Below are 23,625 nucleotides of genomic sequence, written 5' to 3' on the forward strand. Positions count from 1 at the left end.
GAGTGAAGCATCTATCAGTCGTTTTGTCGCTCGCGCATACCCTGGCGGGTGAACTGTGGGTTCCCTGGTAGCGTACGCTTGTTACGGAACGAACGGTACAGCGCGATCGCGAGCGGGGCGGCGAGGACCAAGACGACTGCGGCGAGGCGCCACTCGTTGGCGAACGAGTAGAGAATCGTCGCCGAAAGGACCCCGACAGCGAGGAGCACCGAGTAAGCAATCCGCATCGCCAGCTTGTCGAGCACGCGCGACTCGTCTTCGATGGTGACGTCGACGTGGAGGTCACCACGGTTTGCACGGTCGAGGAACGATTCGGCTTTCGGAGGGACAGTGAAAAGCGACTCCGTCGTTCGCTGGAGCTGTGTCGCCGCCCCTTGTGCGAGTTCGCGGGCGGTCTGTTCGTAGTAACCCTCCGCTTCGAGGTAGTCGGTCGCGGTTGCGATAAAGTCAAACTCTGGGTCAAGGGTCACGCACACGCCTTCGACGACGGTTGCGACCCGCAACACAAGCGCGAGGTTACGCGGCAGCCGGAGCGGGAACTCGTAGATGGTCGATTCAACCTGCTCGATTATCTGGTTGACACGGTACTGCTCTATTTGTTCACCGCGGGCATCGGCAATCGCGAGCTCCATCACTTCACCCATCACGTCGCGGTCGACGTTTGGCGAGAGCGTCCCCATCGAGATCAGAGTGTCGAGGATCGCGTCGGTGTCCTGTCTAGCGACCGCAACGTAGAAGTCGATGATCTTCTCCTGGATAAACGGATCGACGCGCCCGGACATGCCGAAGTCATAAAAGATCACGGTTCCATCGGCGGCGACCGCGAGGTTGCCGGGATGAGGATCCGCGTGGAAGACGCCGTCGTCGACGATCATTTGCAGGTACACTTCCTGGAGCGTCTCGGCGATCGCGGTGCGGTCAAGTCCGGCGGCATCAAGCTCGTCGATGCGGCTAATCTTCGTGCCGCCGACGTACTCCATAGTGAGGACGCGCGGCCCGGAGGCCGACTCGTAGGCGGTTGGAATACGAATGCGGTCGTTATCCGCGAAGTTTGCGCGGATCTCTTCAAGCATCTCGCGCTCGCGGCGATAGTCCATCTCCTCGCGAATCGTCTTTGCGAACTCCTCAGAGAGGTTCTCGATCGAGAAGGCGCGGCCGCCGCCGATAAACTGCTTGACAATCGGGAGCGACCACGTGATCGCTCGCAGGTCAGCTTCGACGAGCGTCTCGATCCCGGGGCGGCGTATCTTTACTGCCACGTCGTCATCCTGGTACGTCGCCATGTACACCTGTCCCAGGCTGGCGCCGCTTATCGATTCGGTGTCGAAGTCGTCGAACGTTTCTTCGACGGGGCCGAGCTCCGCTTCCAACACCAGTTTCGACTCCTCCCAGCCGGCCGGTGGCACGTCGTCTTGGAGGCCCTCAAGCACTTCAATGTACGCGGGCGGGAGCACGTCCGGGCGCGTTGAGAGCAGCTGACCGAGTTTGATGAAGGTCGGTCCGAGAGTGAGTAGGATGTCGAGGAGGATCTCGGCGCGGTCCCGCTGGGTCGCCTCGTCAACGTCGCGGCTGCCACCGACGATGAAAAACCGCTTCCGGTCCCGCCAGTAGGCGACGATCAGCGGCGAGAACCGCCGAATGACGACGAAAAAGCGCCAGTAGGCGCGGAGGTTGACCAGCGTCACCACCCGTCAGGCGCCGGTCTCGTTGGCGTCGTCGCCGATCGGTATCTGCCGGGTGTCACCGGTCGCACGCTTAGGCAGCGTCACCTCGAGGACACCACGATCAAGCGCCGCGCTCGCGGCGTCACCGTTGGCATCAGGCGGGAGTGGGATGTCGGCATCAAGAAACAGTGATCGGTCCTCGCGGACGTAACGGAAGCCGTCAGGGGTCGACTTCTCGCGGCGTCCTTCGATGGAGAGCCGGCCGCCCTCGAATCGGACCTCGGTGGTCTCCGCGGTCGCCCCGGGGAGATCGACGACGAGAACATACTCGTCGTCGGATTCGAGCAGGTCCGCAAACACCGCCTCCGGGAGATCCCGAAGTGCGTCACGTATCGCTGACATACATAGGGGTACGGACGCCGCGGCGAAAAAGCTGTGGTACCGGTGCCGGGTCAGCGAGCCACAACGGAGTTCACAACGCGCCATCACCCTCGTCACCGATCGCGGCTGCGGCCCCGGAACCGCAATACTACCACTCGCCAGTAAATCTTCTCACGTCATGCGATTTTTACCGATCTATTTATATATCTACGCGCCTAACTAGAGGTTAGGATGACTGTCAGACAGACCCGGTCGGCCGGCGACAGCGCACTCGTGCGTCGGTACGAGTACGAAGATCGATGGACCGTTGCCGCCGACATCGGCGTCGACGACGAGGCGATCGATGTCGACACCGTCGGTGAGACGGCGATACTCGTGATAACGCACGGTGACGAGTCGGCCGAATCGGAGTTCGATCTCCCCGGCCTGGCGACGGACGTCACGGTGAGAAACGGCGTCGTGACTATCGAGGGGGACCGATGAACCTCACCGTCAAGCCGTTAAAACAGAAGGATGCCGGGCGGCGGCTCGCCGCAATCGATCGGCTCGCTGCCGACGAGCTCGATCTTTCGGGTGGGGACTTCATTCGCGTGGAGGCGTCCGAGGGGGCAGCTATCGCGCGCGTTTGGCCCGGCTACCCCGAAGACGACGGAAGCGGTGTGATCCGCATCGACGGAAAGCTTCGCCAAGAGGCGAGCGTCGGTATCGACGATCGGGTGACCGTCGAGCAGGTCGACGTCGAGCCCGCAGACCGGATCACGGTCGCACTGCCACAGCGACTCGGCATTCGCGGTAACATCGACGCGCTGATCCGGCGTGAACTCGGCGGACAGCCCGTCACTGAGGGACAAAACGTCCAGCTTCCGCTGGGGTTCGGCTTCATGGGCGGACAGTCGCAGGCGGTTCCCCTGAAGATCGCCGGCACGGCGCCGTCGGGGACAGTCGTGGTGACCGACACGACTGAAATCGAGATCGCAGAGAAGCCCGCAGAGGAGATCGTGAGCGGCGCCGGTGCGGGCGGTGAGGCGGGCGCCGACGGTGCCCCGGACGTGACCTACGAGGACATCGGCGGGCTCGACGACGAGCTAGAGCAGGTTCGTGAGATGATCGAGTTGCCGATGCGGCACCCAGAACTGTTCAAACGACTCGGCATCGACCCGCCGAAGGGTGTCCTCCTCCACGGGCCGCCGGGCACCGGAAAGACGCTCATCGCGAAGGCAGTCGCCAACGAGATCGATGCGAGCTTCCACACAATCTCGGGGCCGGAGATCATGTCGAAGTACTACGGCGAGTCCGAAGAGCAGCTCCGGGACGTGTTTGAGGAGGCAACCGAGTCGGCGCCTGCAATCGTGTTCATGGACGAGCTCGACTCCATCGCACCGAAACGGGAGGAGGCCGGCGGCGACGTGGAGCGACGCGTCGTGGCCCAGCTACTCTCGCTCATGGACGGGCTCGAAGAGCGCGGTGAGGTCGTCGTGATCGGCGCGACGAACCGCGTCGATGCTATCGATCCAGCGCTACGGCGCGGCGGCCGATTCGACCGCGAGATCGAGGTTGGCGTGCCGGATCGCGACGGGCGCAAGGAGATCCTTCAGGTCCACACACGGAATATGCCGCTGGCAGACGGGATCGACTTGGATGCGTACGCCGAGAACACCCATGGGTTCGTGGGTGCCGATCTCGAGTCGCTCGCAAAGGAGTCGGCCATGCACGCGCTCCGGCGCATCCGGCCGCAGCTCGACCTCGAGAGCGACGAGATTGACGCGGACGTGCTGAACTCGATCCAAGTCACCGAAAACGACCTCAAACAGGCACTGAAGGGCATCGAGCCCTCCGCGCTGCGTGAGGTGTTTGTCGAGGTACCGGATGTCACCTGGGACGAGGTTGGTGGGCTCGAGACGACAAAAGAGCGGCTTCGCGAGACGATCCAATGGCCGCTCGAGTACCCCGAGGTGTTCGACCAGCTTGACATGGCCGCAGCGAAGGGCGTGTTGATGTACGGGCCGCCGGGTACGGGGAAGACGTTGCTCGCGAAGGCTGTCGCCAACGAGAGCGAGTCGAACTTCATCTCGATCAAGGGGCCGGAGCTGTTAAACAAGTTCGTCGGCGAGTCCGAAAAGGGCGTCCGCGAGGTGTTCAGCAAGGCCCGCGAGAACGCGCCAACGATCGTGTTCTTCGATGAGATCGACTCGATCGCGACCGAGCGCGGCGGCGGAACAACCGACTCGGGTGTCGGCGAGCGCGTCGTCTCACAGCTGTTGACCGAACTCGACGGACTCGAAGCGCTCGAAGACGTCGTCGTAATCGCGACGACAAACCGGCCGGACCTGATCGACTCGGCGTTGCTTCGCCCGGGGCGGCTCGATCGGCACGTCCACGTGCCCGTCCCGGACGAGGACGCACGTCGGAAGATCCTCGACGTCCATACGGAACACAAGCCGCTCGCAGACGACGTCGACCTCGCGGCGATCGCACGCCGGACCGAGGGGTACGTCGGAGCAGACCTCGAAGCGGTGGCTCGCGAGGCTTCAATGAGCGCGTCACGCGAGTTTATCGGAAGCGTCACGCGAGAAGAGGTCCGCGAGTCGATTGGAAACGTGCGCGTGACGATGGCACACTTCGAGCAGGCACTAGAAGAGGTCAACCCCAGCGTCACACCAGAGACCCGCGAGCGCTACGATGAGATCGAACAACAGTTCGAGCAGTCGGCCGTCGAAGAGCCCGCCGACCCCGGCTACGGCGCCTTCCAGTGACGGCGACTGTCGGCGGTGAAAAGTAACAGCCGCTTCGACCGCCATACGTATATGAATTTTGAGATGTCAACGGCTGCCGTCTGCTGCTACCGGTGAGATCGACCAGTGAGAAGAGGCGCGGTGTGTCCAGACAGAGACGCAGTTGAGGTGGTCGAATACCCCTTCTTTTCCGCTGAAATACGGCTCACGTCAATCGATTTGCTCATAGCGGTTTTAGTTTCACTACGGTCTGGCCAACGTTATGTAGACAGCCATCAACAAGAAAATGCGAACTACTCTCGACGTTATCAACCGCAGCCGGCCAGTGTATCAGCCGTCAAATAAGAATCCGCCCATGGACCAGGGATCGAAGCGACCAAGCATCCGCCTCGTCAGTATCCCACATCACGAATGACACAGACACGACACACCACCCCAACGGTGATCGCCGAATGAGCAGCGACAACGTCGCCGCCGGCGATCTCGAATTACCTATCAAACGTACGACCGGCGACACCATCGCCAAACGGCTGACCGACAACGCCTACCACAACATTCTGCCGGCTCGGTATCTCCGGAAGGATGCGGACGGCGAGCCCGTCGAGTCACAAGAAGAGCTGTTCGACCGTGTGGCGCGCAACGTCGCGCTCGCGGAGGCGGTGTTCGAAGCCGAGAACCATGGCGTCGAAATCACCGTCACTCCCGGCCAGATCAAGCCCGACCATCCGCGTCGCGACGAGCTGGCCGCCGAGGTGTTCGGGGCCGGTGTCACCGCTGACGACGACGCAGAGACAACGCTCACGGGGCACAACGTCAACAAGTTCGCGTACGAGACGATCGTTCCATCGCTCCCAGCCGGCGTCCGCGAGCACGTCGAGGAGACGGCCGAGACGTTTCGCGAGGGGATGGAGTCGCTCTCGTTCATGCCGAACTCGCCGACGCTGATGAACGCCGGCGACGAACTCCAGCAGCTCTCGGCGTGTTTCGTTGACTCACCCGACGACGACATCACCGATATCCACCAGACGGCCAAAGAGGCCGCAGAGGTGTTTCAGAGCGGTGGCGGCATGGGGTATGCGTTCTGGCAGCTACGCCCGTACGGCGACGCGGTCGGGTCCACCGGCGGCATCGCCTCGGGGCCGATCACGTTCATGCGGACGTTCGACCAGATGTGCGAGACGATCGCACAGGGTGGCGCCCGTCGAGGCGCACAGATGGGCGTCATGCGCGTCTCACACCCGGACGTCATCCAGTTCATCCACGCGAAGAACAAGGACGTCTCGCTCGCTCACTCGCTGCGGCTGAACGATCCCGACGACTTCACGCACACGTCGTTCGCGGACGCGCTCGAAGAAGCGCGCGAGCTCATCGACGACGAGGGACGGGTACCGGAACACCTCCGAAACGCGGTCGAGGGACACCTGTCGAACTTCAACATCAGCGTCGGCGTCACCGACGAGTTCATGAAGGCGCTGTACAACGACGAGGAGTTCACGTTCACCAACCCACGAACCGAGGAGCCACACGTCGCGACCCCGGAGACGAAAGAGCTCTACGAGATGTTCGGGCTCGGCGAGTACGTCGAGGTCGGCGAGGTGCTCTCGATTCCCGCCGCAGAGCTGTGGGACGACATGATAGAGGGCGCCTACGAGAACGGTGAGCCGGGCATCATCTACTTAGAGCGGGTGAACAAGCAGCATTCGTTCGACGTTGAGGAAAATCCAAGCCATAGAATACTTGCAACAAATCCGTGTGGCGAACAGCCGCTCGAGGAGTACGAGGCGTGTAACCTCGGGCACATCAACCTCTCGACGATCGCCGACCTCGACGCACCCGACTGGCGCGTCTGGAGTGACGAACACAGCGAGGAGTACGACACCCACGAGGCGGCCGTCGAGGCGTTCTTAGAGGAAGCGATCGACTTCGAGACGTTCGACGAGCGGATCGGGTACGGAACCCGGTTCTTAGAGAACGTCGTCACGATGTCGGACTTCCCGGTCGAAGAGATCGAACAGACGGTCCGCGACATGCGGAAAATCGGGCTCGGCATCATGGGGCTCGCACAGCTGTACATCCAGCTCGGCGTGAAGTACGGTTCTGAGGCGGGCAACGAGGTCGCCCGCCAGCTGATGACGCACATCAACCACGAGTCGAAAGCGGTCTCACACGAACTCGCCGAAGAGCGCGGCGTGTTCAACGACTGGGCGGAGTCGAAGTACGCGAACCCAACCGAGTACCGCGAGTGGTTCGAACACCACACGGGTCTCGACGCCGACGACTGGGCTGACGGCTTCCCGATCCGCAACCACAACACCACGACGATCGCGCCGACGGGCACGACGTCGATGATCGGAAACACCACCGGCGGCTGTGAGCCCATCTACAACGTCGCCTTCTACAAGAACGTCTCCGACGATGTTCAAGGCGACGAAATGCTCGTCGAGTTCGACGATTACTTCCTCCGAACGCTGGAGGCCAACGATATCGACGTTGACGCGGTCAAACTCGAGGCCCAAGAGCAGATGGCGGCCAACGAGTTCGACGGCGTCGAGGGGCTCTCGACGGTTCCGGATGCGATCGGCGAGCTGTTCGTCGTCACCGCCTCGCTGTCGGGCATCGAGCACGCTGCCGTCCAGTGTGCCTGCCAGGAGGGCGTCGACTCGGCCATCTCGAAGACGTGTAACTTCCCGAACGACGCCAACGCTACCGACATGGACGAGGTGTACCGTTACATCTACGACCACGGCGGCAAGGGCGTCACCGTCTACCGCGACGGAACCCGATCGAAGCAGGTGCTCACAACCCGCGCGAAGAACGCGGAGTTCGCCGACGAGACCGAGGCCGCAGCAACGATCGTCGAACAAATCCGCGAGGTGTTCGGCGGCGTCGAGGCGTTCTTGGACAATGACGACGTGCAGGCGGCGATAGACACGGAGATTGCTGGGCTTCTTGAGTCGGCCGATGAGCCAGCGATAGATTACACTGAAACCCGGCCGCGTCCGGATTCGCTCTCTGGAGTGACCCAGCGCGTCGAGACGGGGTACGGCAAGCTCTACGTTACGATCAATGAGGACGAGGCGGGGCGGCCGTTCGAGCTGTTCGCGAACATCGGCCACTCCGGTGGGTACACCAACTCCTTCACCGAGGCACTCGCGAAGGTCATCTCGACCGCGCTACGCTCCGGTGTCGACCCAGAAGAGGTCGTCGACGAGCTGCAAGGCACCCGGAGCCCGAAGGTCGCCTGGGACAAAGGCGAGCAGATCCAATCGATCCCGGACGCGATCGGTACTGCACTCCGGCGGTACCTCGATGACGAGATCGACAAGGGAATTCCCCAACAACAGAGTCTCAACGACATCGAAGAGGGCACAGCGGCTGACAGCGCTGTCGACGTCCCGGGCCAGACTGACGGCGGCGCGGTAAGCGGCGACCCCGCTGCATCGATCGGCCCGACGACCGGTGAGTCGACTAACGACGTCACCACCGACCTCATCGCAGCCGGCGAATCGCCGGAGTGCCCTGAGTGTGGAGCGATGAATCTCTACTACTCTGAGGGCTGTAAGACGTGTGAGTCGTGCGGCTGGTCCGAGTGTTGAGGTAGCGGCACCAACACAGCACGCGGTTTTTTGACCATATTCATCGGCGGACCCGCGAGTGAGCCGCATTCTGGAGCGAGTGAGCGACGCAGCACGAACATCGACAGCTGTCCCTCCCAATCGCGGTGGCGCGCGCCTCGCGAGCGCGCTGGAGGCGGGCTCGCGAGCGCGTGCGAGGGATGAGCGAGTCGCCACAGGCGACGAGTGAATCGGCTGGGGAGGGTGTGGCTGAAACTCGTGTCCGGATGTCGCGCGGTCGTGTTGTTCACGCTGGTACTGTCACAGTCGTATAGAATCGGCTGGGGAGGGTGTGGCGGTAATTGGTGTCCGGGCGTCACGAACTCGTGGTGGTTGCACGAACACTATCACACACCTATAGAGTCGGCTGGGGAGGGTGTGGCCAAGTAGCCTCCGGGTGTTGGGTCCCATCTCGTTTCCACAGGCACTATCGCCGTCTACAGAATCGGCTCGAGAAGATGTCGCTCATCGGTTCCCTGTGTCGGATCGCAGTCTGCACACCACCTCGAACGCCTCACCGTGACAGCATGCTATCGTGTGCCCGAAGTCTGCGATCGCTCCCGAGGGCATATACTGGTTCTCGCTGACTGCAAAAGCGATGATACCCCTCCAAGTTCCGGGTGCTCCAGAGCTGTTGTTGGTCGCGCTCGCTATCGCTCTTAACCTCGTGGTTCTCATCGGATTCCTCGGTGGACTCGGCTACGTCCTCCTCTGGGTTCGATCGGGTGGGAGTGTGAGCGAACGGTTGGATCGAATCGAGCGAAAAGTCGGCAGATTGGAAGCCCAAGTTGAGCACCTACAAGAAGACGACTAACTGCGAAGATTGGCGACAGTTCCGAGCGAGACCAGCGTCTTAGTCGTCTTCGAGCGCCTGCGCGATACGCTGGAGCTGGCGGGTCGCGTCCCGCACCTCGTCGCGGAGCTGTCTGACCTCACGGACAAGCTCTTCGTTGCCGGCACTATCGTCGCCACCCTCATCGGGACGGCCACCACCCATGCCAGGCGGTCCGCCCGCACCGCCAGGACCACCGCCGCCCATCATCCCGGACATCATCTGCGCGAAGGGGTTGCCACCGCCACCGCCGCCGCCCATCCCCGGCGGGCCGCCCCCGCCCATCATTTCTTCGGGGTCGGGTCGATCACCCTCTTCGCGCTCTTGTTCGCGTCGCTCCCGGATCTCTTCGACCCGCTCGCGGAACGACTTTTCGGTCTCGTCCTCGTCGGTTGCATCCGACGCTTCTGCGGGCGGCTCCTCTTCCGGCTCTGGAGTCTCGTCGTCCGTCATGGCTTCGCGTTCGTGTCGGGGTCCGAAAAGGGTTGGTTTCTCGGGTCGGCCTGCGTCACCGGATGGCCCGCCGCGGAAACTATACCGCTCGCCCCCGTAGAATCCGGTGTGACCGAGACGACGCTGTGGCTGCTCGGCGACCAGTTGAACCTCGAGCTCGACGCGCTCGAGGACGCCGACGACGTACTGCTGATCGAAGCACATGACTTCGCCGATCGACGGCCGTATCATACACACAAACTGACCCTGGTCTTTTCGGCAATGCGCCATTTTCGGGAGGACCTCCGGGAGCGCGGCCACTCGGTGACGTACATCGAGGCGGATTCGTTCGGTGCGGGACTAGAGTGTTACTTAGCAGACCACCCCGACGCGACACTAGAGCTCATGCGGCCGGCGAGCCACCGGGCCGGCGAGGGGCTCCGCGACCTCGCCGAATCGAAGGACGGGTCTGTGCGACTGCGAGAGAACGAGCTCTTCTGGACGACACCAGCAGACTGGCGGGCGTGGGCCGACGAGCCGGCCGACGACGAGCCGCTCGTTGCCGACGATGGCACCGCAGCACAGACCTACCGCCAAGAACACTGGTATCGCCACGTTCGCCGAGAGACAGGCGTCCTCGTCGAGGATGGCGAGCCGGTCGGCGGCGAGTGGAACTACGACGACCACAATCAGGAGACGCCACCGGCCGACTGGGAGCCGCCGGCCAGACCCGTCTTCGAGCCGGACGCGCTGACACGCGAGACGCACGAGTGGGTGTGTGACCGATTCGACACGTGGGGGACGTCGTCGCTCGACTCGTTCGCGTGGCCGGTGACGCGCGCGGAGGCACGGACTGCGCTCAACGACTTTCTCACCCGGCGGCTCCCCGCGTTCGGCCGGTACGAGGACGCGATGGTGGGCGACGAGCCGTTTCTCGCGCACTCACTGCTCTCCCCGGCGATCAACCTCGGCCTGCTGAATCCGCGCGAGCCGGTGCGAGCGGTCGAGGCGGCGTACGACGAGCGAGGTGTCGAACCGGGCGCGTACGACCCGGACGCAGCCACCAGGGATACGGCGACCACACTTGCGGCGTTCGGCAACACGGACGTGGCTGGCGGCAACACGGACGATACGGGTGACAGCACGGGCAGCCCGAGCGACGGCGACCGCCGACCGATTCCGCTCAACGCGGCGGAGGGATTCATCAGGCAGGTGCTCGGGTGGCGGGAGTTCCTCAGGCACGTCTACCGCGAGGCCATGCCGGAGCTGGTCGAGGCGAACCAACTGAACCAGACCGAGTCGCTGCCGTCGCTCTACTGGGACGGCGACACCGACATGGAGTGTCTCTCGGAGGCAGTCGGCCACGTCCGCGAGTACGGATATGCACACCACATCGAGCGGTTGATGGTGCTCGCAAACTTCGCGCTCGTGTACGGCGCCGATCCGGGCGAGCTCAACGAGTGGTTCCACCTCGGCTTCGTCGACGCCTACCACTGGGTGACGACGCCGAACGTGGTCGCGATGGGCTCGTTCGGTACGGACGTCCTCTCATCGAAGCCGTATGCCGCCTCCGGCAACTACATCAACCGCATGAGCGACCACTGTGCGTCCTGTCCGTACGCGGTATCTCGGACGACCGGCGAGGGAGCGTGTCCGTTCAACGCACTCTACTGGGACTTTCTGAAGACGAACGAAGAGACGCTTCGCGGGACCGGTCGGATGGGACTGATGTACTCACACGTGGATAACAAAGACGAAGACGAGTGGGAGGCGATCCGTGAGCGGGCAGCACGCGTTCGTGAGCTCGCCGCGGACGGCGAGCTGTAGTCGTCGGGTTATACGCCGTCGACAAGCGCCTGAATCCGGGGGAGCGCCTGTTCGTAGCCAAGTGCGACCACGCCGACGTAGAGCGCGACCAGTCCCATCACAAGCGCCCAGAGAGCCATAACGAGCTCACCGTTCGCTGCGCCGGCAGCTGCGGTGCGTTCGAGTTCAATACCGATGAACGACGCCGCACCAGACCCGACGACGATAGCGAGGAGCTCAGCTAGTTCGACCGCGAACTCCGGAATACGTGCCATGACCCAGCGGCGGTGACGCGACCTGATAGTCGTTTCGGCCGCGTCGTCTCGTGGCGACCGCCTCTCGAATCGGGGGGAGTACCGGCACGAGCCGCGCTGACCGGAGAGTTGGGCTTTTATCTGGCGGCACATTAGTAGGGAGTACATGACCGACGGAGACGGCGAGCAGCAGCATGACCACCGGATGCCCGGCGACGACGAGGTGTTCGCCGAAGTGCTCGAGATGCTCGGCGCTAACCGCGTACAGGTGCGCTGTGCGGACGGCACAGAGCGAACCGCTCGCATACCTGGGCGCATGCAAAAGCGCGTCTGGATCCGCGAAGACGACCTCGTCCTCGTCGAGCCGTGGGACTGGCAGGACGAGAAGGCGGACATCACTTGGCGATATGAAAAAAGCGAGGCCGAACAGCTCCGCGCGGAGGGACACCTCCAGTGACCCGACCGCGTCATCCGCCGACGAGTCGACCGGTCCGGTCACAGAGCCGTTGACCCGATGGGGAACCGACTCCAGCTCGCAATGTCGACCGCCGCGGAGACGTACGAGCGCATTCGCGACCCGCTTGCCGACCGCGGTATCGACGTCGACTACGTCCAGCCGACTGGCCGGGCGCTGCCCGTCACCGAAGAAGAGAGTGCGGTAACAGACGGGACAAATCCATTGGACGCCGATGCGTTCGATGTCGGATTCGTCTACCCGTCACGCCTGATGGAGGGAGCTGTCGTAGCCACCCGGCTCTCGATCCCATGGGTGAACGGCCGCCGAGCTGTCGTGACCTCGCGAAACAAAGCCGGCGTGCTGGCCGCACTCGCCGATGCCGGGCTTCCGGTCCCAAAGACGACGCTACTCTCGAACCCCGTCGACGAGGAGACGGTCCTCGAGGCGGCTGCGACGCTGTCGTTTCCGGTGGTAGTAAAACCCAACTCTGCGACCCGCGGCGTCGGTGTCACGAAGGCGACCGACGTCGACTCACTGCTCGGCATCACGGATTATCTGAACCTCGTTCACGACTACCGGGCGACCGGAGACAAGTCCTACCTGCTCCAAGAATATCTCCCCGAAGCGCACGACTATCGGGCGATGGTTGTCGACGGCGAGTGTGTGGGCGGTGTACGTCGCGAATTGCCAGCCGACGCCCGCGACGCCGGCCGGTGGAAACACAACGTTCACCAAGGCGCGACCGCTCGTGGCGTCGAACTCGGCCAGCAGACCCGTACGCTCGCTGAGCGGGTCGCATCAGTACTTGATGTCGACTACCTTGGGGTGGATTTTCTCGAGAGCGGCGACCGGCTCGTGGTCTCCGAGACGAACGCGCGGCCCACGGTCGATGACGCAGCGAAGTACGACGCCGGCTTTTATGACCGGCTCGCGGAGCTCGTTCGACAGACGGCAGCCGACGGGTGAGATGGCAGAAGGTCGTCAGACGGCAGAAGGTCGTCAAACGACGTCTATCGGCGCCGAGTCATCGTCGCGGTCAAACGTGACCTCGAGGACGCCGTTATTGAACGTCGCCTCGCCGGAGCGCTCATCAACGGTCGCCGGGAGTTGAATCGTTTCGTCGTATTCGCGTCGATCAGAGGCCGCAGCGATGGTGAGTGCATCACCGTCACACTGCACCGAGAGCTGGTCTTTCGAGACGACTGGGAGGTCAGCGACGAGCCTGACGGTCGTGTCCGTGACGTACGCGTCGACGTGCGTCTCGGAACCGAATCCGGCGTCGTCACTCGGGGGCTGGCTCCCCGCCATCTCGTTCATCATCCGCTCGATTTCCTCGAAGAAGTCGCCGAATGGGTCGTCTCTGTCGTCGCGGTGCATACGCTGTATACGGGCGTTCTCACCGATAAGACTTCTGTCGATCGTGTGCAAAGTTGCCATGGAGCGGGCAACTCGGGCGGATTTAAGTGCGTGCACGCCACTTCTTCAGTTATGAGTAAATCCTATCTGGCCGCCGGTTCGGATGTCGACGACGACGACGTGGTGCGTGTCGGACTGAACGGGTTCGGTCGTATTGGTCGAAACGTGTTCCGCGCGCTGCTTGAGAACCCTCGTGTCGAACTCGCGGGGATCAACGATGTGATGTCGTTCGACGACATGGCGTACCTCGCGAAGTACGACACGGTGATGGGACGACTTGACGGCGTCGAAGTCGAAGACGACACGCTCTCCATCGGCGGGACGTCCGTCCCGCTGTACAACGTACAGGACCCCGCCGACCTCCCGTGGGGCGAGTTGGACGTCGACGTTGCACTCGAATGCACCGGTATCTTCCGGACGAAGGCAGACGCGAGCGCCCACCTCGAAGGCGGCGCCGACACCGTGATCATCTCGGCTCCGCCGAAGGGTGACGAGCCGGTCAAACAGCTCGTGTACGGCGTCAACCACGACGAGTACGAGGGCGAAACCGTCGTCTCGAACGCCTCCTGTACGACGAACTCTATCACTCCCGTCGCGAAGGTACTCGACGACGAGTTCGGCATCGAGGCAGGGACGCTCACGACCGTTCACGCGTACACCGGTTCCCAGACGCTCATCGACGGACCGAAAGCGAAGAAGCGCCGTGGTCGCGCCGCGGCCGAAAACATCGTCCCCACCACCACTGGCGCCGCCGGCGCTGCCCAAGAAGTGCTCCCCCAGCTCGAGGGCAAGATCGACGGGATGGCGATCCGCGTGCCGGTTCCGACCGGGTCGATAACGGAGTTCGTCGTCAGCCTCGACGCGTCTGTGACCGCCGACGACGTCAACGATGCGTTCCGTGCCGCTGCAGACGACGGCCCGCTAGCGGGTGTGCTCGGCTACACCGACGACGAGGTCGTCTCGAGTGACGTCACGGGACTGCCGTTCTCGAGTTACGTCGATCTTCAGTCGACCAACGTCATCGCCGACGGCGACCTCTTGAAGATCCTCACGTGGTATGACAACGAGTACGGCTTCTCGAACCGGATGCTCGATATGGCCGCGTACGTCCACGACGAGGCGTAAGCGCCGACACTCGACCGACACTCGCGACGATAATACACAGGTTCACCCATGCCATCATTCCCCACCATCGACGACATTCCAGCCGACTCGTGCGTGCTCGTTCGTCTCGACCTCAACTCACCGATCGAAGCCGGCGAGCCCCAAGACAACCGGCGGTTCGAACGCCACGCGGCGACCGTCAGTGAGCTTGCCGACGCCGGCCACCGAGTCGTCTGTCTCGCTCACCAAGGTCGACCGGGTCGTGACGACTTCACCTCATTATCGGGGCACGGCGAGATCCTCGCCGGCCACATCGACCGCGACGTCGCATTCGTTGCCGACACCCACGGCGAAGCGGCGACCGAGGCCATCGACGCACTCGCCGCCGGCGACGTGCTCCTCTTAGAGAACACCCGCATGTGTGCCGACGAATTACCAGAAGCGTCCCCCGAGACGAAAGCCGACACCGAGTACGTACGCACACTCACTGCGCACGTCGATGCGTACGTCAACGACGCCTACTCGGCGGCACACCGCAAACACGCCTCACTGGTCGGCTTCCCGCTCGTGTTGCCCGCGTACGCCGGACGAGTGATGCAGGCGGAGTACGAAGCCAACACGGCGATCGGCCGCAAGTCGTTCGACGGCCCGGTGACGATGGTTATCGGCGGAACGAAAGCAACCGACGTGATCGGCGTGATGGACGCTCTCGAGGGGACTGTCGACCGATTCCTGCTCGGCGGAGTCGCCGGCGAGCTCTTCTTGCGTGCCGCTGGCCACCCGGTTGGGTACGACCTCGAGGGGATGGACCTCTTCGACGAGCAGTGGGAGACGACCCACGAGACCGTCGAGCGTGTCCTCGCAGAGCGCGGCGACTCGATCCACCTCGCGAGCGACCTGGCGTACAAGGGTGTCGACGGCGACCGCGCCGAGGTGCGCGTCGAGGCCATCGACGAGAAGACCGATGCGTACCTCGACGTCGGCAGCGAGACCGTCACCGACTACGAGCCGCTCATCACCGACGCGGACGCCGTCTTCGTGAAAGGGGCACTTGGCGTCTTCGAGGACGAGCGATTCGCCGACGGAACGGTCGGCGTGCTCGAGGCGATAGCCGAGACCGACTGCTTTTCTGTCGTCGGCGGCGGCGACACCTCTCGGGCGATCGAGATGTACGGCCTTGACGAGGACGACTTCTCGCACGTCTCGATAGCGGGCGGCGCGTACATCCGCGCACTCACCGGCGAGCCGCTCCCCGCCGTCGAACTACTACAGACGGACGAGTGAATCATCTCGGAGTCACGCCCCGGGCATGCTCCGTGGATTCTGTGACCGATAGACGGACAGCTGATGCGGTGGCGCGCGCCTCGTGAGGTCGCCGGAGGCGGACTCACGAGCGCGTGCGAGGGATGAGCGAGTCGCCGCGGGCGACTCGCGAATCGGCTGGGGAGGGTGTGGCTAATTGGTGTCCGGGTGTTGTGGAGTTGTGTCCGTCACAGAGCCATTACAACGATCGTATAGAATCGGCTGGGGAGGGTGTGGCCCAAGTGGCGTCTGTGTGTCACGTGACACGCATCCCTGTCGTGGTCTCCGGTTGCTCAACGCTTTTGTCCGTCACGTCAGTGTCCCCGTCATGGACCGACTATCGACGTTCGAGGGGCACACGCTCACCGAGGTCCGACGAGACCTGCATCGACACGCAGAGGCCGGCTGGAAGGAGTTCCGGACGTCGGCACTGCTCGCCGAGTCGCTGTCGTCGCTCGGCTACGAGGTTCACCTCGGCGCGGACACCGTCGCCCCCGACGCCCGGATGGGGGTCCCGCCGACCGACGAGGTCACGGCCGCACGCGAACGGGCGCGCGAGGAGAGCGCCCCCGAGGCGTACCTCGAGCAGATGGGCGACGTCACGGGCGTAATAGCGACGAAGACCAACGGAGACGGGCCGACGATCGGGCTCCGAACCGACATCGACGCGCTGGCGCGCCAGGAGGCGATGGACGACGACCACCGGCCGGCCGCCGAGGGCTTCGCGAGTGTTCATCCGGGCGAGATGCACGCGTGTGGCCACGACGCCCACGCAGCGATCGGGCTCGGGATCGCTCGGGTATTCGCCGACACCGCGTTCGATGGGACGCTGAAGCTCTTCTTTCAGGCCGCCGAGGAAGGTGGTCGCGGCGGGAAGCCGATGGCCGAATCAGGACATCTCGACGACGTCGACCACCTGCTTGCGGTCCACGTGGGGCTCGACGAGCCGACAGGCACGGTCGTCTCGAGTTATGACGCGCCGCTGTCGAACGCGAAACTCGACGTTACGTTCGGCGGGGCACCAGCACACGCCGGTGGCGCACCAAACGAGGGACGGAACGCGCTTCAGGCGGCGACCGCAGCGATCGGAAACCTGTACGGGATTGCTCGCCACGGGGACGGCACAACACGGATCAACGTGGGACGAGTCGCCGCCGACAACGCTCAGAACGTCATCTGTGAGGAGGCGACCATGCGCGTCGAGGTGCGGGGTGAGACCCACGCGCTCAACGAGTACATGCTGGAGCGCGCCGAGCAAGTTCTTGAGGGCGCTGCAATGATGCACGACGTCTCCGTCGAGACGAGCCTATACGGCAAAACCACCACGTTCCAGAACGACCCCGCGGTCGTCAACGTCGTCGAGTCGGCTGCAGAGACAGTCGATGCGGTGGAGTCAGTCGTCACGACGGAGTTCGGCGGCTCCGAAGATGCCTCGTACCTGATCCGTCGGGTCCAAGAGCGCGGCGGGACGGCAACGTACCTGGGTGTCGGCGCAAGCAACCCGGACGGGCATCACACCGCGTACTTCGACGTCGACGAGGCGGCCGTCGGCATCGCGGTGGACGTGATCGAAGAAACGATCACCCGGCTTGCGGGCTGAGCTCAACTGCACTTGAGCAACTGCCGAGCAGTCAAGAAGACGTCGTTGCCGGTCGTGTCACTCCTCAACGTCGAGGTCGAACTGTGCGTGTTCTGAGACAGTGTTGAGCACGACGCTCGTGTTCGACTCGCGGATGTCTTCGTCGGTAAGGATCGCTTTGATCTGCTCGTTCATTCCGTCAGTGTCAGTGAACTTGCCGACCGCGATCACGTCGTAGTCGCCAGTTACCTCATAGACGCTCACCATCTGTTTCTCCTCGCGGAGTTTCTCGGTGATGTCGGGCAGCGCGCTCCCCTCAACCTTGAGTTGGAGGATGGCCGTCACGTCGAATCCGAGCTTGTCGTAGTCGACGACTGGACTGTAGCCGCGGATGACGCCTTCCTCTTCGAGATCACGGAGGTGATTCGAGACCGTCGTCACGGAGACGTCGAGTTCATCGCCGAGGCTCCGGAGGCTGGCACGACCGTTTCCGAGCAGGGAGTTCACGAGTTTCGCGTCGAGGTTTTCGTACGTCATTAGATTCTACTAGGCTATGGGGGGATTATAATTTTACGAATGTCCACTCTCAGTCCGACGGTGGCGGTTCATGCGCCAAGCGACAAGGCCTTTATACTGGCAGATAATCACGTAATCGTCTAAAAGATGACCGACGACAACGCGAAACCAGACGGCGGCCTCACGGCCGAAGAACAGGCGGTAGTCGACGAGATAGACGAGAACAATATCGACTTCTTACGACTGCAGTTCACCGACATTCTCGGCGTCGTCAAGAACGTTTCCGTGCCGGCTGACCAGGCCGAAAAGGCGTTCACCGAGGGAATCTACTTCGACGGCTCCTCTATCAACGGCTTCGTCCGCATCCAGGAATCTGACATGCGGCTCAAGCCGGACCCAGACACGTTCGCAATCCTCCCGTGGCGCAGTGACGGCGAGAGCGGCGCCGCCCGCCTCATCTGTGACGTCATCAACACCTCGACAGGCGAACCGTTCGAGGGTGACCCACGCTACGTGCTACGGCAGGCGCTCGAAAAGGCAGACGAGCACGGCTACGAGGTCAATATGGCCCCCGAGCCGGAGTTCTTCTTGTTCGAGACCGACGAGGACGGCTACGCGACCACCGAGTTCGCGGACCGCGGTGGCTACTTTGACCTCGCCCCGAAGGACCTCCAGAGCGACGTCCGTCGTGAGATCATCTACACGCTAGAGGAGATGGGCTTCGACATCGAAGCCAGCCACCACGAGGTGGCAGAGGGACAGTACGAGATCAACTTCGAGTACGACGACGCACTGACGACAGCCGACAACGTCGCCACCTTCCGGTTCGTCGTTCGCGCGGTCGCCGCCCAACACGACCTGCACGCGACGTTCATGCCGAAGCCGGTACCGAAGATCAACGGCTCCGGGATGCACACCCACATGTCGCTGTTCAAAGACGGCGAGAACGTGTTCCACGGCGACGGCGACTTCGACCTCAGCGAGACGGCACTCTCGTACCTCGCCGGTGTTCTCGACCACGCACAGGCCATCACAGCTGTGACTAACCCCACCGTGAACAGCTACAAGCGGCTCGTCCCCGGCTACGAGGCCCCAGTGTACGTCGCCTGGTCCGACCGCAACCGCTCTGCGCTCATCCGCAAGCCGGCCGCGCGCGTCCCCGCAGCAACCCGAGTCGAGGCTCGCTTCCCCGACCCATCGTGTAACCCGTACCTCGGATTCGCCGCGCTCATCAACGCCGGTCTCGACGGGATCGAGCGCGACCTCGACGCGCCGGACCCGATCCGCGAGAACATCTACGACTTCGACGACGAGCAGATCGCGGAGTACGGCATCGAGACGCTGCCGAAGAACCTCGGCGACGCCGTCGAAGCCCTCGAGGCCGACGAGGTCGTACTGGACGGTCTCGGTGAGCACGTCGCTGAGAAGTTCATCGAAGCGAAGAACCAGGAGTTCACCGAGTACCTCGTCGACGTCTCCGAGTGGGAGCTCGACCGCTACCTCGAGACGTTCTAAGGTCACCTCTCGCACGTTTTTTCTGCCCGCGTCGTGTGCTGCTGACTACCGAGCGCTAGCCGTGCGACGACCACCCCCACACCAGCGGTGGCGCGCGCCTCGTGAGTCGCTGAAGGCGGACTCACGAGCGCGTGCGAGGGATGAACGGGTCGCCCGTGGGCGACGAGTGAATCGGCTGGGGAGGGTGTGGCTAATTGGTGCTCAAGAGTCACGCGATCACATCAGTCACGTACTGCCACGTACACACCAACCCACTCAGGAGGTCACGACGGCCGGACGTCGGCGGGCTCCACAACACGCTCAGCCACAGCCGGAAGTGACACCACACCGGCGACGGCGACGGCCGTCACGAGCGTCGTGAGGACGACACCATCAGCGAGCACGTACGCGCCGACCCACGTCCCGCCAGTGAGGACAAGTCCAGGAACAGCGAGGCGAAGCGAAACGGGAGGTTCCACGCCGCTGACGAGCTGCCAGCCGACCGCGCCGCCAACACCAGTACCGACTCCGATGGCCGCCTCGACCACCTCGTCCGTGTGGCCGTTCGCCCCAGCAATCGCCGCAGCGGCGACGGAGACGACGGCCGCGAGGACGAACACGGGCGTCGGCGTGAGCGGACCACCAGCAACCCTCGCTGTGAGACCGCGAAGCCACGAGTCGCCAGCGAGTGTGAGCCCATCAGCGAGCACGAGTCCACCGAGGAGCACCATCACCCCGAGGAGCAAGCCAGCGACGACGTCGACTAGGTAGTGGACCTCGATGACGACCCGGGACGCGGCGACCGCGACGGCGACGATCGCCGCCACGGCGTATCGTCGTCGGGGTGTCCACACGGCGGTACACAAGACCGCAAGCGCCCCGTACGCGACGGCTGCACCGGTCGCGTGACCGCTCGGGAAGCCGAAGCCAGTCGAGACGAGCTGCGCCTGGTACCAGCCGTCGAGCACCGAAGGCAGCCACGCCGGGGGAGTGACGGTGCCGGTCGCCCCGGGCGGGCGGGGGACCGCGGTGAGCGCCTTGCCGACTGCGACCGCAGCGTAGCCGGCCGCTACGAGTGCGATAGCGGTCGCGCCCGCCCGACGCGGCGCCGCGGCGAGTCTGTCGTCGCCGAACCAGTAGACCCCAGCAAGCAGCGCGAAGAGGAGCCACGGGTCCGCGAGGTGGGTGACCGCCGCGAAGACGACCACAACGATTGCCGGCAATGTCTCGACGACAGCGAACTCACCGACCCCACGGGCGGCGAGGAGACTCGCTACCACGACCGGCTACTCCTCCCGGCGACGGCGAGCGTAGTCGACGGCTTTCCCGGGCGTCTCAAGCAGGTTCAACGCGATACCAACGAGCACAAAAAGTGTGTACAGCCCGAGCGTTGAGAGGCCCAAGACGATCATCGCGAGAATGGCGTAGGCACCACGGAGGTACACGAACGCACCGAGGGTCATCACCGTGCCGTACAGTAAAACGAGATACGGGCCCCAGCCGCGGGCGTGGCCGCGTCGCATCCGTGCGCGTACGTATCGCTTCAGCTCGGATTCGAGTGCCGGCTTGTCCACGGTGCGCTCTTCGACGTCGGCTTCAAACGCGTCGAACTCTGCCCGCAGTCGGCTCACCTCCGCCTGGAGCGCCGCCACGTCCGGTGCCCCCGTCGGGCGTTCCTCGTCGTCGGCGTCGCCCGCGCCGTCCGACTGACCGTTCATACCAGTGGGTCGGCCAGGACCGTGTTGTACCTGCCGGTCCGCGTCCTCTCGAACGCCAGCCGAATCACCTCGAGTACCATCCGCCTCATCACGCCCTGCCACCACGACGTTGAGTACACCACCGAGAATGACGACGATGGCGGCGAGATACAGCCACGTGACGAGTAAGAGAACGCCACCGATCACGCCGTACACCTGGTACTGGCCGGCGGCTGCGGCGTACACCTGAAACCCGGCCTGCAGGAGCGTCCAACCGATAGCAGCGAACACAGCCCCGGGAAGCGCCTCACGGACCCCGATGCTGGGCGTAGGTAAAAGCGAATACATCGGTACAAAGACGACCACGAGAAAGGCCGGTAACGCGAGGACGCTCGCCGCCTCCACGAGGGGAATCGCGTCTGCGGCCGCAACGAACGCGCCGACAGCGACCATCACGCCCATTCCGACTCCCACACTTACCACGACGGACGCAGCGTCGACGAGCTGTGTGAGTACGTCTGGACGCGTCTGTTTGCCGTACAGCTCGGCGAACGCGGTGTCGAGCGCACGAAACACTTTCAGCGTCGACCAGCCCAACACCGCCACCCCGGCCACGCTCGCACCGGTGCGACCGCTCGCCGAGGAGGTGGCGGCGGCGACGGCTTCCTCGCCCGCGGGCGTTAAGAATGCCCCGGTGGCGGTTCCGAGCTCCGCGGCAATGGCTGCGCCGAATACTGCGCTTGCGACGACCACGAGGAGCAACAGCGCCGGGATCAGCGAGACGAACGCGTAGTAGGCGACCGCGGCCGCAAGAAACGTCACCTGCCGATCGAGCGCGACGTCAAGGACGCGGCGTGCCGTTCCGAGGGTGGTGAGTGAGCGCCGAGACACGGTAACTGATTCAACAGACGGTATCAAAAACGGCGTGGGAGACGCGAGTCACCGAGAATCCAAACTATCAGACCGCACCGTCGCCGAGGACTGCCTCGCGCATCTCGGGGATCGACGCGGTAGTCTTGACCGCTGTACCGCGGTAGTGCGCGCGGCTCGCCTCGTAACCGGCATCCCGCAGTCGCCCGACGAACTCGTCCATCCCGATAGCGGGCTCGCTCCACGCTTTGTACAGCCGGTGCTGGTCGTAGTGTGTGGGGGTGTCGAGCTCGTGTTCAACAGTCTCGAGTAACCGCCGAGCGCGCTTTGCCGCTCCCATGTCGTCGGTGACGTGCTCTCGGACCGCACGAGCAAAGTCGGCGTCTGCAATGGTGCCCAACCAGAGCGGGCCGGCAGTGAGCACGCGGCTGCCTCCACAGGAGGGACACGTGTCGACGGGAGCGGCAATCAGCCCCGGCGTCGCGTCTCGCCAGAGGCAGTCCTCACAGTGGTCAACGTACCCGAGTTCCTCAACACAGCGGTCGGCGGCCTGCGCCCCCGACTCCAACTCGAGGTATGCGCGTGCGTAGTGGCGTGAGACGTGTGAGACGACTGGACGGGCTGCGGTGTCGTACCGTGCCGCAGTCCGAACCAGCGCGGAGACGAGCGTTCGCAGCCCCATCTCGGGGTGATACTCCGTGTTCTGTGGGACGACCCCGTACTTTCGGATCCCGCTCTGTTGGTGTGCGCCACAAAGCGGCGCCGTGTCGGTGGCGGTCACACACACGAGATTGCGCGTGTTCGCGAACGCGGCGTCGACGAATGGGATCGGCGTCCCGTACGGGTCGAGGTCGACGACGTCGAAGACAGACTCGTGTAACAGCGCGTTGACGTCGCGGTGGACCACGTCCCCGTCAAGGTCGTTCGCGGCGAGGTTCTCTTTCGTCAGCTCGACCGCCGCCGCATCGACGTCGGCACACGTCACGGCGTATTCCTCGGCGGCGGCCCGCACCCCACGGATACCAGAGGCTGCCATCGCATCGAGGTACGTCTCTGCGCGCGGTTCACGGTCGCGATAGGCGCGCAACACGGCGACGGTGATGTCCCGGTTCAGCTCTTGGGTTGGGTTAAAAAAGACCCCGCTGCCAGTCCCCTCACTCGCACCGTCACGGGCCTCGGGGACGCGCACCGTACACCCCCCCTCGTCGATCTCCATACCAGACCGTCGCCGATGCGGCACAAAAGCGCCGCGCTCTCGGCTTAGACGCCGGCCGGTCGCCCGAACGGCAACAGTGATGCGCTTTCGGGATATACCGGTCTCCATTCGATGACTCTCTCGGCACCGAATCTGGCGATCTCCGGCGTGTTCGGCGCCGCGGCCGTCGCCTGTTTCGTCGGGGCAGCACGCGGGTCACCGCTCCGGCAGTCGGACGCGCGAACGGGGCTTCGGGTCTTACCGACGCGAGGCAACGAAA

General features: G+C 63.8%; 20 protein-coding genes. 11 read left to right on the forward strand and 9 right to left on the reverse strand.

Going from position 1 to position 23,625, the window contains the following annotated elements; translation table 11 throughout:
* Positions 1 to 14 precede the first annotated feature (14 nt).
* Both ACWUI7_RS05650 and ACWUI7_RS05655 read right to left on the reverse strand, forming a co-directional pair.
* Positions 15 to 1,688: an ABC1 kinase family protein gene (locus ACWUI7_RS05650; protein WP_496641248.1), complete on the reverse strand. Its 1,674-nt coding sequence runs from the start codon at positions 1,686 to 1,688 to the stop codon at positions 15 to 17.
* A 3-nt stretch (positions 1,689 to 1,691) separates the two neighbouring features.
* Positions 1,692 to 2,066 carry an Hsp20/alpha crystallin family protein gene (locus ACWUI7_RS05655; RefSeq protein WP_496641249.1) on the reverse strand — a complete coding sequence of 125 codons (375 nt, stop codon included), beginning with the start codon at positions 2,064 to 2,066 and terminating at the stop codon, positions 1,692 to 1,694.
* Positions 2,067 to 2,276: 210 nt separating this feature from the next.
* Between ACWUI7_RS05655 and ACWUI7_RS05660 the strand changes: the two genes are divergently transcribed.
* The 4 genes from ACWUI7_RS05660 (at position 2,277) to ACWUI7_RS05675 (ending at position 9,205) form a co-directional block, all read left to right on the forward strand.
* A complete protein-coding gene (locus ACWUI7_RS05660; protein WP_496641250.1) occupies positions 2,277 to 2,528 on the forward strand; it encodes a DUF7127 family protein in 252 nt (83 codons plus the stop codon).
* Positions 2,525 to 4,798, forward strand: a complete 2,274-nt coding sequence (locus ACWUI7_RS05665; protein WP_496641251.1) for a CDC48 family AAA ATPase — start codon at positions 2,525 to 2,527, stop codon at positions 4,796 to 4,798. Before ACWUI7_RS05660 ends, ACWUI7_RS05665 begins: the two co-directional genes overlap by 4 nt.
* 431 nt (positions 4,799 to 5,229) lie before the next feature.
* The gene (locus ACWUI7_RS05670) at positions 5,230 to 8,373 is read left to right on the forward strand and encodes an adenosylcobalamin-dependent ribonucleoside-diphosphate reductase (RefSeq protein ID WP_496641252.1); all 3,144 of its coding nucleotides are present in this window, start codon (positions 5,230 to 5,232) and stop codon (positions 8,371 to 8,373) included.
* A 616-nt stretch (positions 8,374 to 8,989) separates the two neighbouring features.
* Positions 8,990 to 9,205 (forward strand): hypothetical protein, encoded by a 216-nt coding sequence (locus tag ACWUI7_RS05675; RefSeq protein WP_496641253.1) that lies wholly within the window; start codon positions 8,990 to 8,992, stop codon positions 9,203 to 9,205.
* A 39-nt stretch (positions 9,206 to 9,244) separates the two neighbouring features.
* On the opposite strand, the gene ACWUI7_RS05680 is transcribed toward ACWUI7_RS05675, so the two are convergent.
* Positions 9,245 to 9,676 (reverse strand): hypothetical protein, encoded by a 432-nt coding sequence (locus ACWUI7_RS05680; protein WP_496641254.1) that lies wholly within the window; start codon positions 9,674 to 9,676, stop codon positions 9,245 to 9,247.
* 108 nt (positions 9,677 to 9,784) lie between these two features.
* Here ACWUI7_RS05680 and ACWUI7_RS05685 point away from each other — a divergent pair, with 108 nt between their 5' ends.
* Positions 9,785 to 11,482 carry a cryptochrome/photolyase family protein gene (locus tag ACWUI7_RS05685; protein ID WP_496641255.1) on the forward strand — a complete coding sequence of 566 codons (1,698 nt, stop codon included), beginning with the start codon at positions 9,785 to 9,787 and terminating at the stop codon, positions 11,480 to 11,482.
* A gap of 8 nt (positions 11,483 to 11,490) precedes the next feature.
* Here ACWUI7_RS05685 and ACWUI7_RS05690 read toward each other — a convergent pair whose 3' ends face one another.
* Positions 11,491 to 11,736: a DUF8151 family protein gene (locus ACWUI7_RS05690; RefSeq protein WP_496641256.1), complete on the reverse strand. Its 246-nt coding sequence runs from the start codon at positions 11,734 to 11,736 to the stop codon at positions 11,491 to 11,493.
* A 145-nt stretch (positions 11,737 to 11,881) separates the two neighbouring features.
* Here ACWUI7_RS05690 and eif1A point away from each other — a divergent pair, with 145 nt between their 5' ends.
* Both eif1A and ACWUI7_RS05700 read left to right on the forward strand, forming a co-directional pair.
* Positions 11,882 to 12,172, forward strand: coding sequence for a translation initiation factor eIF-1A (gene eif1A / locus ACWUI7_RS05695; RefSeq protein WP_496641257.1), 291 nt, complete (start codon positions 11,882 to 11,884; stop codon positions 12,170 to 12,172).
* Between the two features lie 57 nt (positions 12,173 to 12,229).
* Positions 12,230 to 13,138: an ATP-grasp domain-containing protein gene (locus ACWUI7_RS05700; protein ID WP_496641258.1), complete on the forward strand. Its 909-nt coding sequence runs from the start codon at positions 12,230 to 12,232 to the stop codon at positions 13,136 to 13,138.
* Between the two features lie 33 nt (positions 13,139 to 13,171).
* Here the strand turns inward: ACWUI7_RS05700 and ACWUI7_RS05705 are convergent, their stop codons facing one another.
* Complete coding sequence (locus ACWUI7_RS05705) at positions 13,172 to 13,549, reverse strand: Hsp20/alpha crystallin family protein (protein WP_496641259.1); 378 nt, start codon at positions 13,547 to 13,549, stop codon at positions 13,172 to 13,174.
* Positions 13,550 to 13,660: 111 nt separating this feature from the next.
* Between ACWUI7_RS05705 and gap the strand changes: the two genes are divergently transcribed.
* The 3 genes from gap (at position 13,661) to ACWUI7_RS05720 (ending at position 17,594) form a co-directional block, all read left to right on the forward strand.
* Entirely contained in the window at positions 13,661 to 14,713 is a 1,053-nt protein-coding gene (gene gap / locus ACWUI7_RS05710; protein WP_496641260.1) for a type I glyceraldehyde-3-phosphate dehydrogenase, read from the forward strand.
* Positions 14,714 to 14,761: 48 nt separating this feature from the next.
* On the forward strand, positions 14,762 to 15,976 hold the full coding sequence (locus ACWUI7_RS05715) for a phosphoglycerate kinase (protein WP_496641261.1): 1,215 nt from the start codon (positions 14,762 to 14,764) through the stop codon (positions 15,974 to 15,976).
* 346 nt (positions 15,977 to 16,322) lie between these two features.
* Complete coding sequence (locus ACWUI7_RS05720) at positions 16,323 to 17,594, forward strand: amidohydrolase (protein ID WP_496641262.1); 1,272 nt, start codon at positions 16,323 to 16,325, stop codon at positions 17,592 to 17,594.
* Between the two features lie 57 nt (positions 17,595 to 17,651).
* Here the strand turns inward: ACWUI7_RS05720 and lrp are convergent, their stop codons facing one another.
* On the reverse strand, positions 17,652 to 18,110 hold the full coding sequence (lrp, locus tag ACWUI7_RS05725; protein WP_496641263.1) for an HTH-type transcriptional regulator Lrp: 459 nt from the start codon (positions 18,108 to 18,110) through the stop codon (positions 17,652 to 17,654).
* 126 nt (positions 18,111 to 18,236) lie between these two features.
* Here lrp and glnA point away from each other — a divergent pair, with 126 nt between their 5' ends.
* Positions 18,237 to 19,604: a type I glutamate--ammonia ligase gene (gene glnA, locus ACWUI7_RS05730; RefSeq protein ID WP_496641264.1), complete on the forward strand. Its 1,368-nt coding sequence runs from the start codon at positions 18,237 to 18,239 to the stop codon at positions 19,602 to 19,604.
* A 263-nt stretch (positions 19,605 to 19,867) separates the two neighbouring features.
* On the opposite strand, the gene ACWUI7_RS05735 is transcribed toward glnA, so the two are convergent.
* The 3 genes from ACWUI7_RS05735 to ACWUI7_RS05745 all read right to left on the reverse strand — a co-directional run bounded on the left by ACWUI7_RS05735 (position 19,868) and on the right by ACWUI7_RS05745 (position 23,366).
* Positions 19,868 to 20,863, reverse strand: a complete 996-nt coding sequence (locus ACWUI7_RS05735) for a phosphatase PAP2 family protein (RefSeq protein WP_496641265.1) — start codon at positions 20,861 to 20,863, stop codon at positions 19,868 to 19,870.
* Positions 20,864 to 20,869: 6 nt separating this feature from the next.
* Complete coding sequence (locus ACWUI7_RS05740; RefSeq protein ID WP_496641266.1) at positions 20,870 to 22,171, reverse strand: YihY/virulence factor BrkB family protein; 1,302 nt, start codon at positions 22,169 to 22,171, stop codon at positions 20,870 to 20,872.
* A 67-nt stretch (positions 22,172 to 22,238) separates the two neighbouring features.
* Positions 22,239 to 23,366: a tRNA (guanine(26)-N(2))-dimethyltransferase gene (locus ACWUI7_RS05745; protein WP_496641267.1), complete on the reverse strand. Its 1,128-nt coding sequence runs from the start codon at positions 23,364 to 23,366 to the stop codon at positions 22,239 to 22,241.
* Positions 23,367 to 23,625 lie beyond the last annotated feature (259 nt).

It is taken from the genome of Halorubrum orientale, from assembly GCF_059623105.1.

Excerpts from the sequence above, each read along its gene's own strand:
- ACWUI7_RS05715 (WP_496641261.1), top strand. The coding sequence starts at position 14,762 with ATGCCATCATTCCCCACCATCGACGACATTCCAGCCGACTCGTGCGTG.
- ACWUI7_RS05675 (WP_496641253.1), top strand. The coding sequence starts at position 8,990 with ATGATACCCCTCCAAGTTCCGGGTGCTCCAGAGCTGTTGTTGGTCGCG.
- ACWUI7_RS05720 (WP_496641262.1), top strand. The coding sequence starts at position 16,323 with ATGGACCGACTATCGACGTTCGAGGGGCACACGCTCACCGAGGTCCGA.
- ACWUI7_RS05680 (WP_496641254.1), bottom strand. The coding sequence starts at position 9,676 with ATGACGGACGACGAGACTCCAGAGCCGGAAGAGGAGCCGCCCGCAGAA.
- ACWUI7_RS05655 (WP_496641249.1), bottom strand. The coding sequence starts at position 2,066 with ATGTCAGCGATACGTGACGCACTTCGGGATCTCCCGGAGGCGGTGTTT.
- glnA (WP_496641264.1), top strand. The coding sequence starts at position 18,237 with ATGACCGACGACAACGCGAAACCAGACGGCGGCCTCACGGCCGAAGAA.
- ACWUI7_RS05690 (WP_496641256.1), bottom strand. The coding sequence starts at position 11,736 with ATGGCACGTATTCCGGAGTTCGCGGTCGAACTAGCTGAGCTCCTCGCT.
- ACWUI7_RS05665 (WP_496641251.1), top strand. The coding sequence starts at position 2,525 with ATGAACCTCACCGTCAAGCCGTTAAAACAGAAGGATGCCGGGCGGCGG.
- ACWUI7_RS05705 (WP_496641259.1), bottom strand. The coding sequence starts at position 13,549 with ATGCACCGCGACGACAGAGACGACCCATTCGGCGACTTCTTCGAGGAA.
- ACWUI7_RS05670 (WP_496641252.1), top strand. The coding sequence starts at position 5,230 with ATGAGCAGCGACAACGTCGCCGCCGGCGATCTCGAATTACCTATCAAA.
- ACWUI7_RS05700 (WP_496641258.1), top strand. The coding sequence starts at position 12,230 with ATGGGGAACCGACTCCAGCTCGCAATGTCGACCGCCGCGGAGACGTAC.
- gap (WP_496641260.1), top strand. The coding sequence starts at position 13,661 with ATGAGTAAATCCTATCTGGCCGCCGGTTCGGATGTCGACGACGACGAC.
- ACWUI7_RS05745 (WP_496641267.1), bottom strand. The coding sequence starts at position 23,366 with ATGGAGATCGACGAGGGGGGGTGTACGGTGCGCGTCCCCGAGGCCCGT.
- lrp (WP_496641263.1), bottom strand. The coding sequence starts at position 18,110 with ATGACGTACGAAAACCTCGACGCGAAACTCGTGAACTCCCTGCTCGGA.
- ACWUI7_RS05660 (WP_496641250.1), top strand. The coding sequence starts at position 2,277 with ATGACTGTCAGACAGACCCGGTCGGCCGGCGACAGCGCACTCGTGCGT.
- eif1A (WP_496641257.1), top strand. The coding sequence starts at position 11,882 with ATGACCGACGGAGACGGCGAGCAGCAGCATGACCACCGGATGCCCGGC.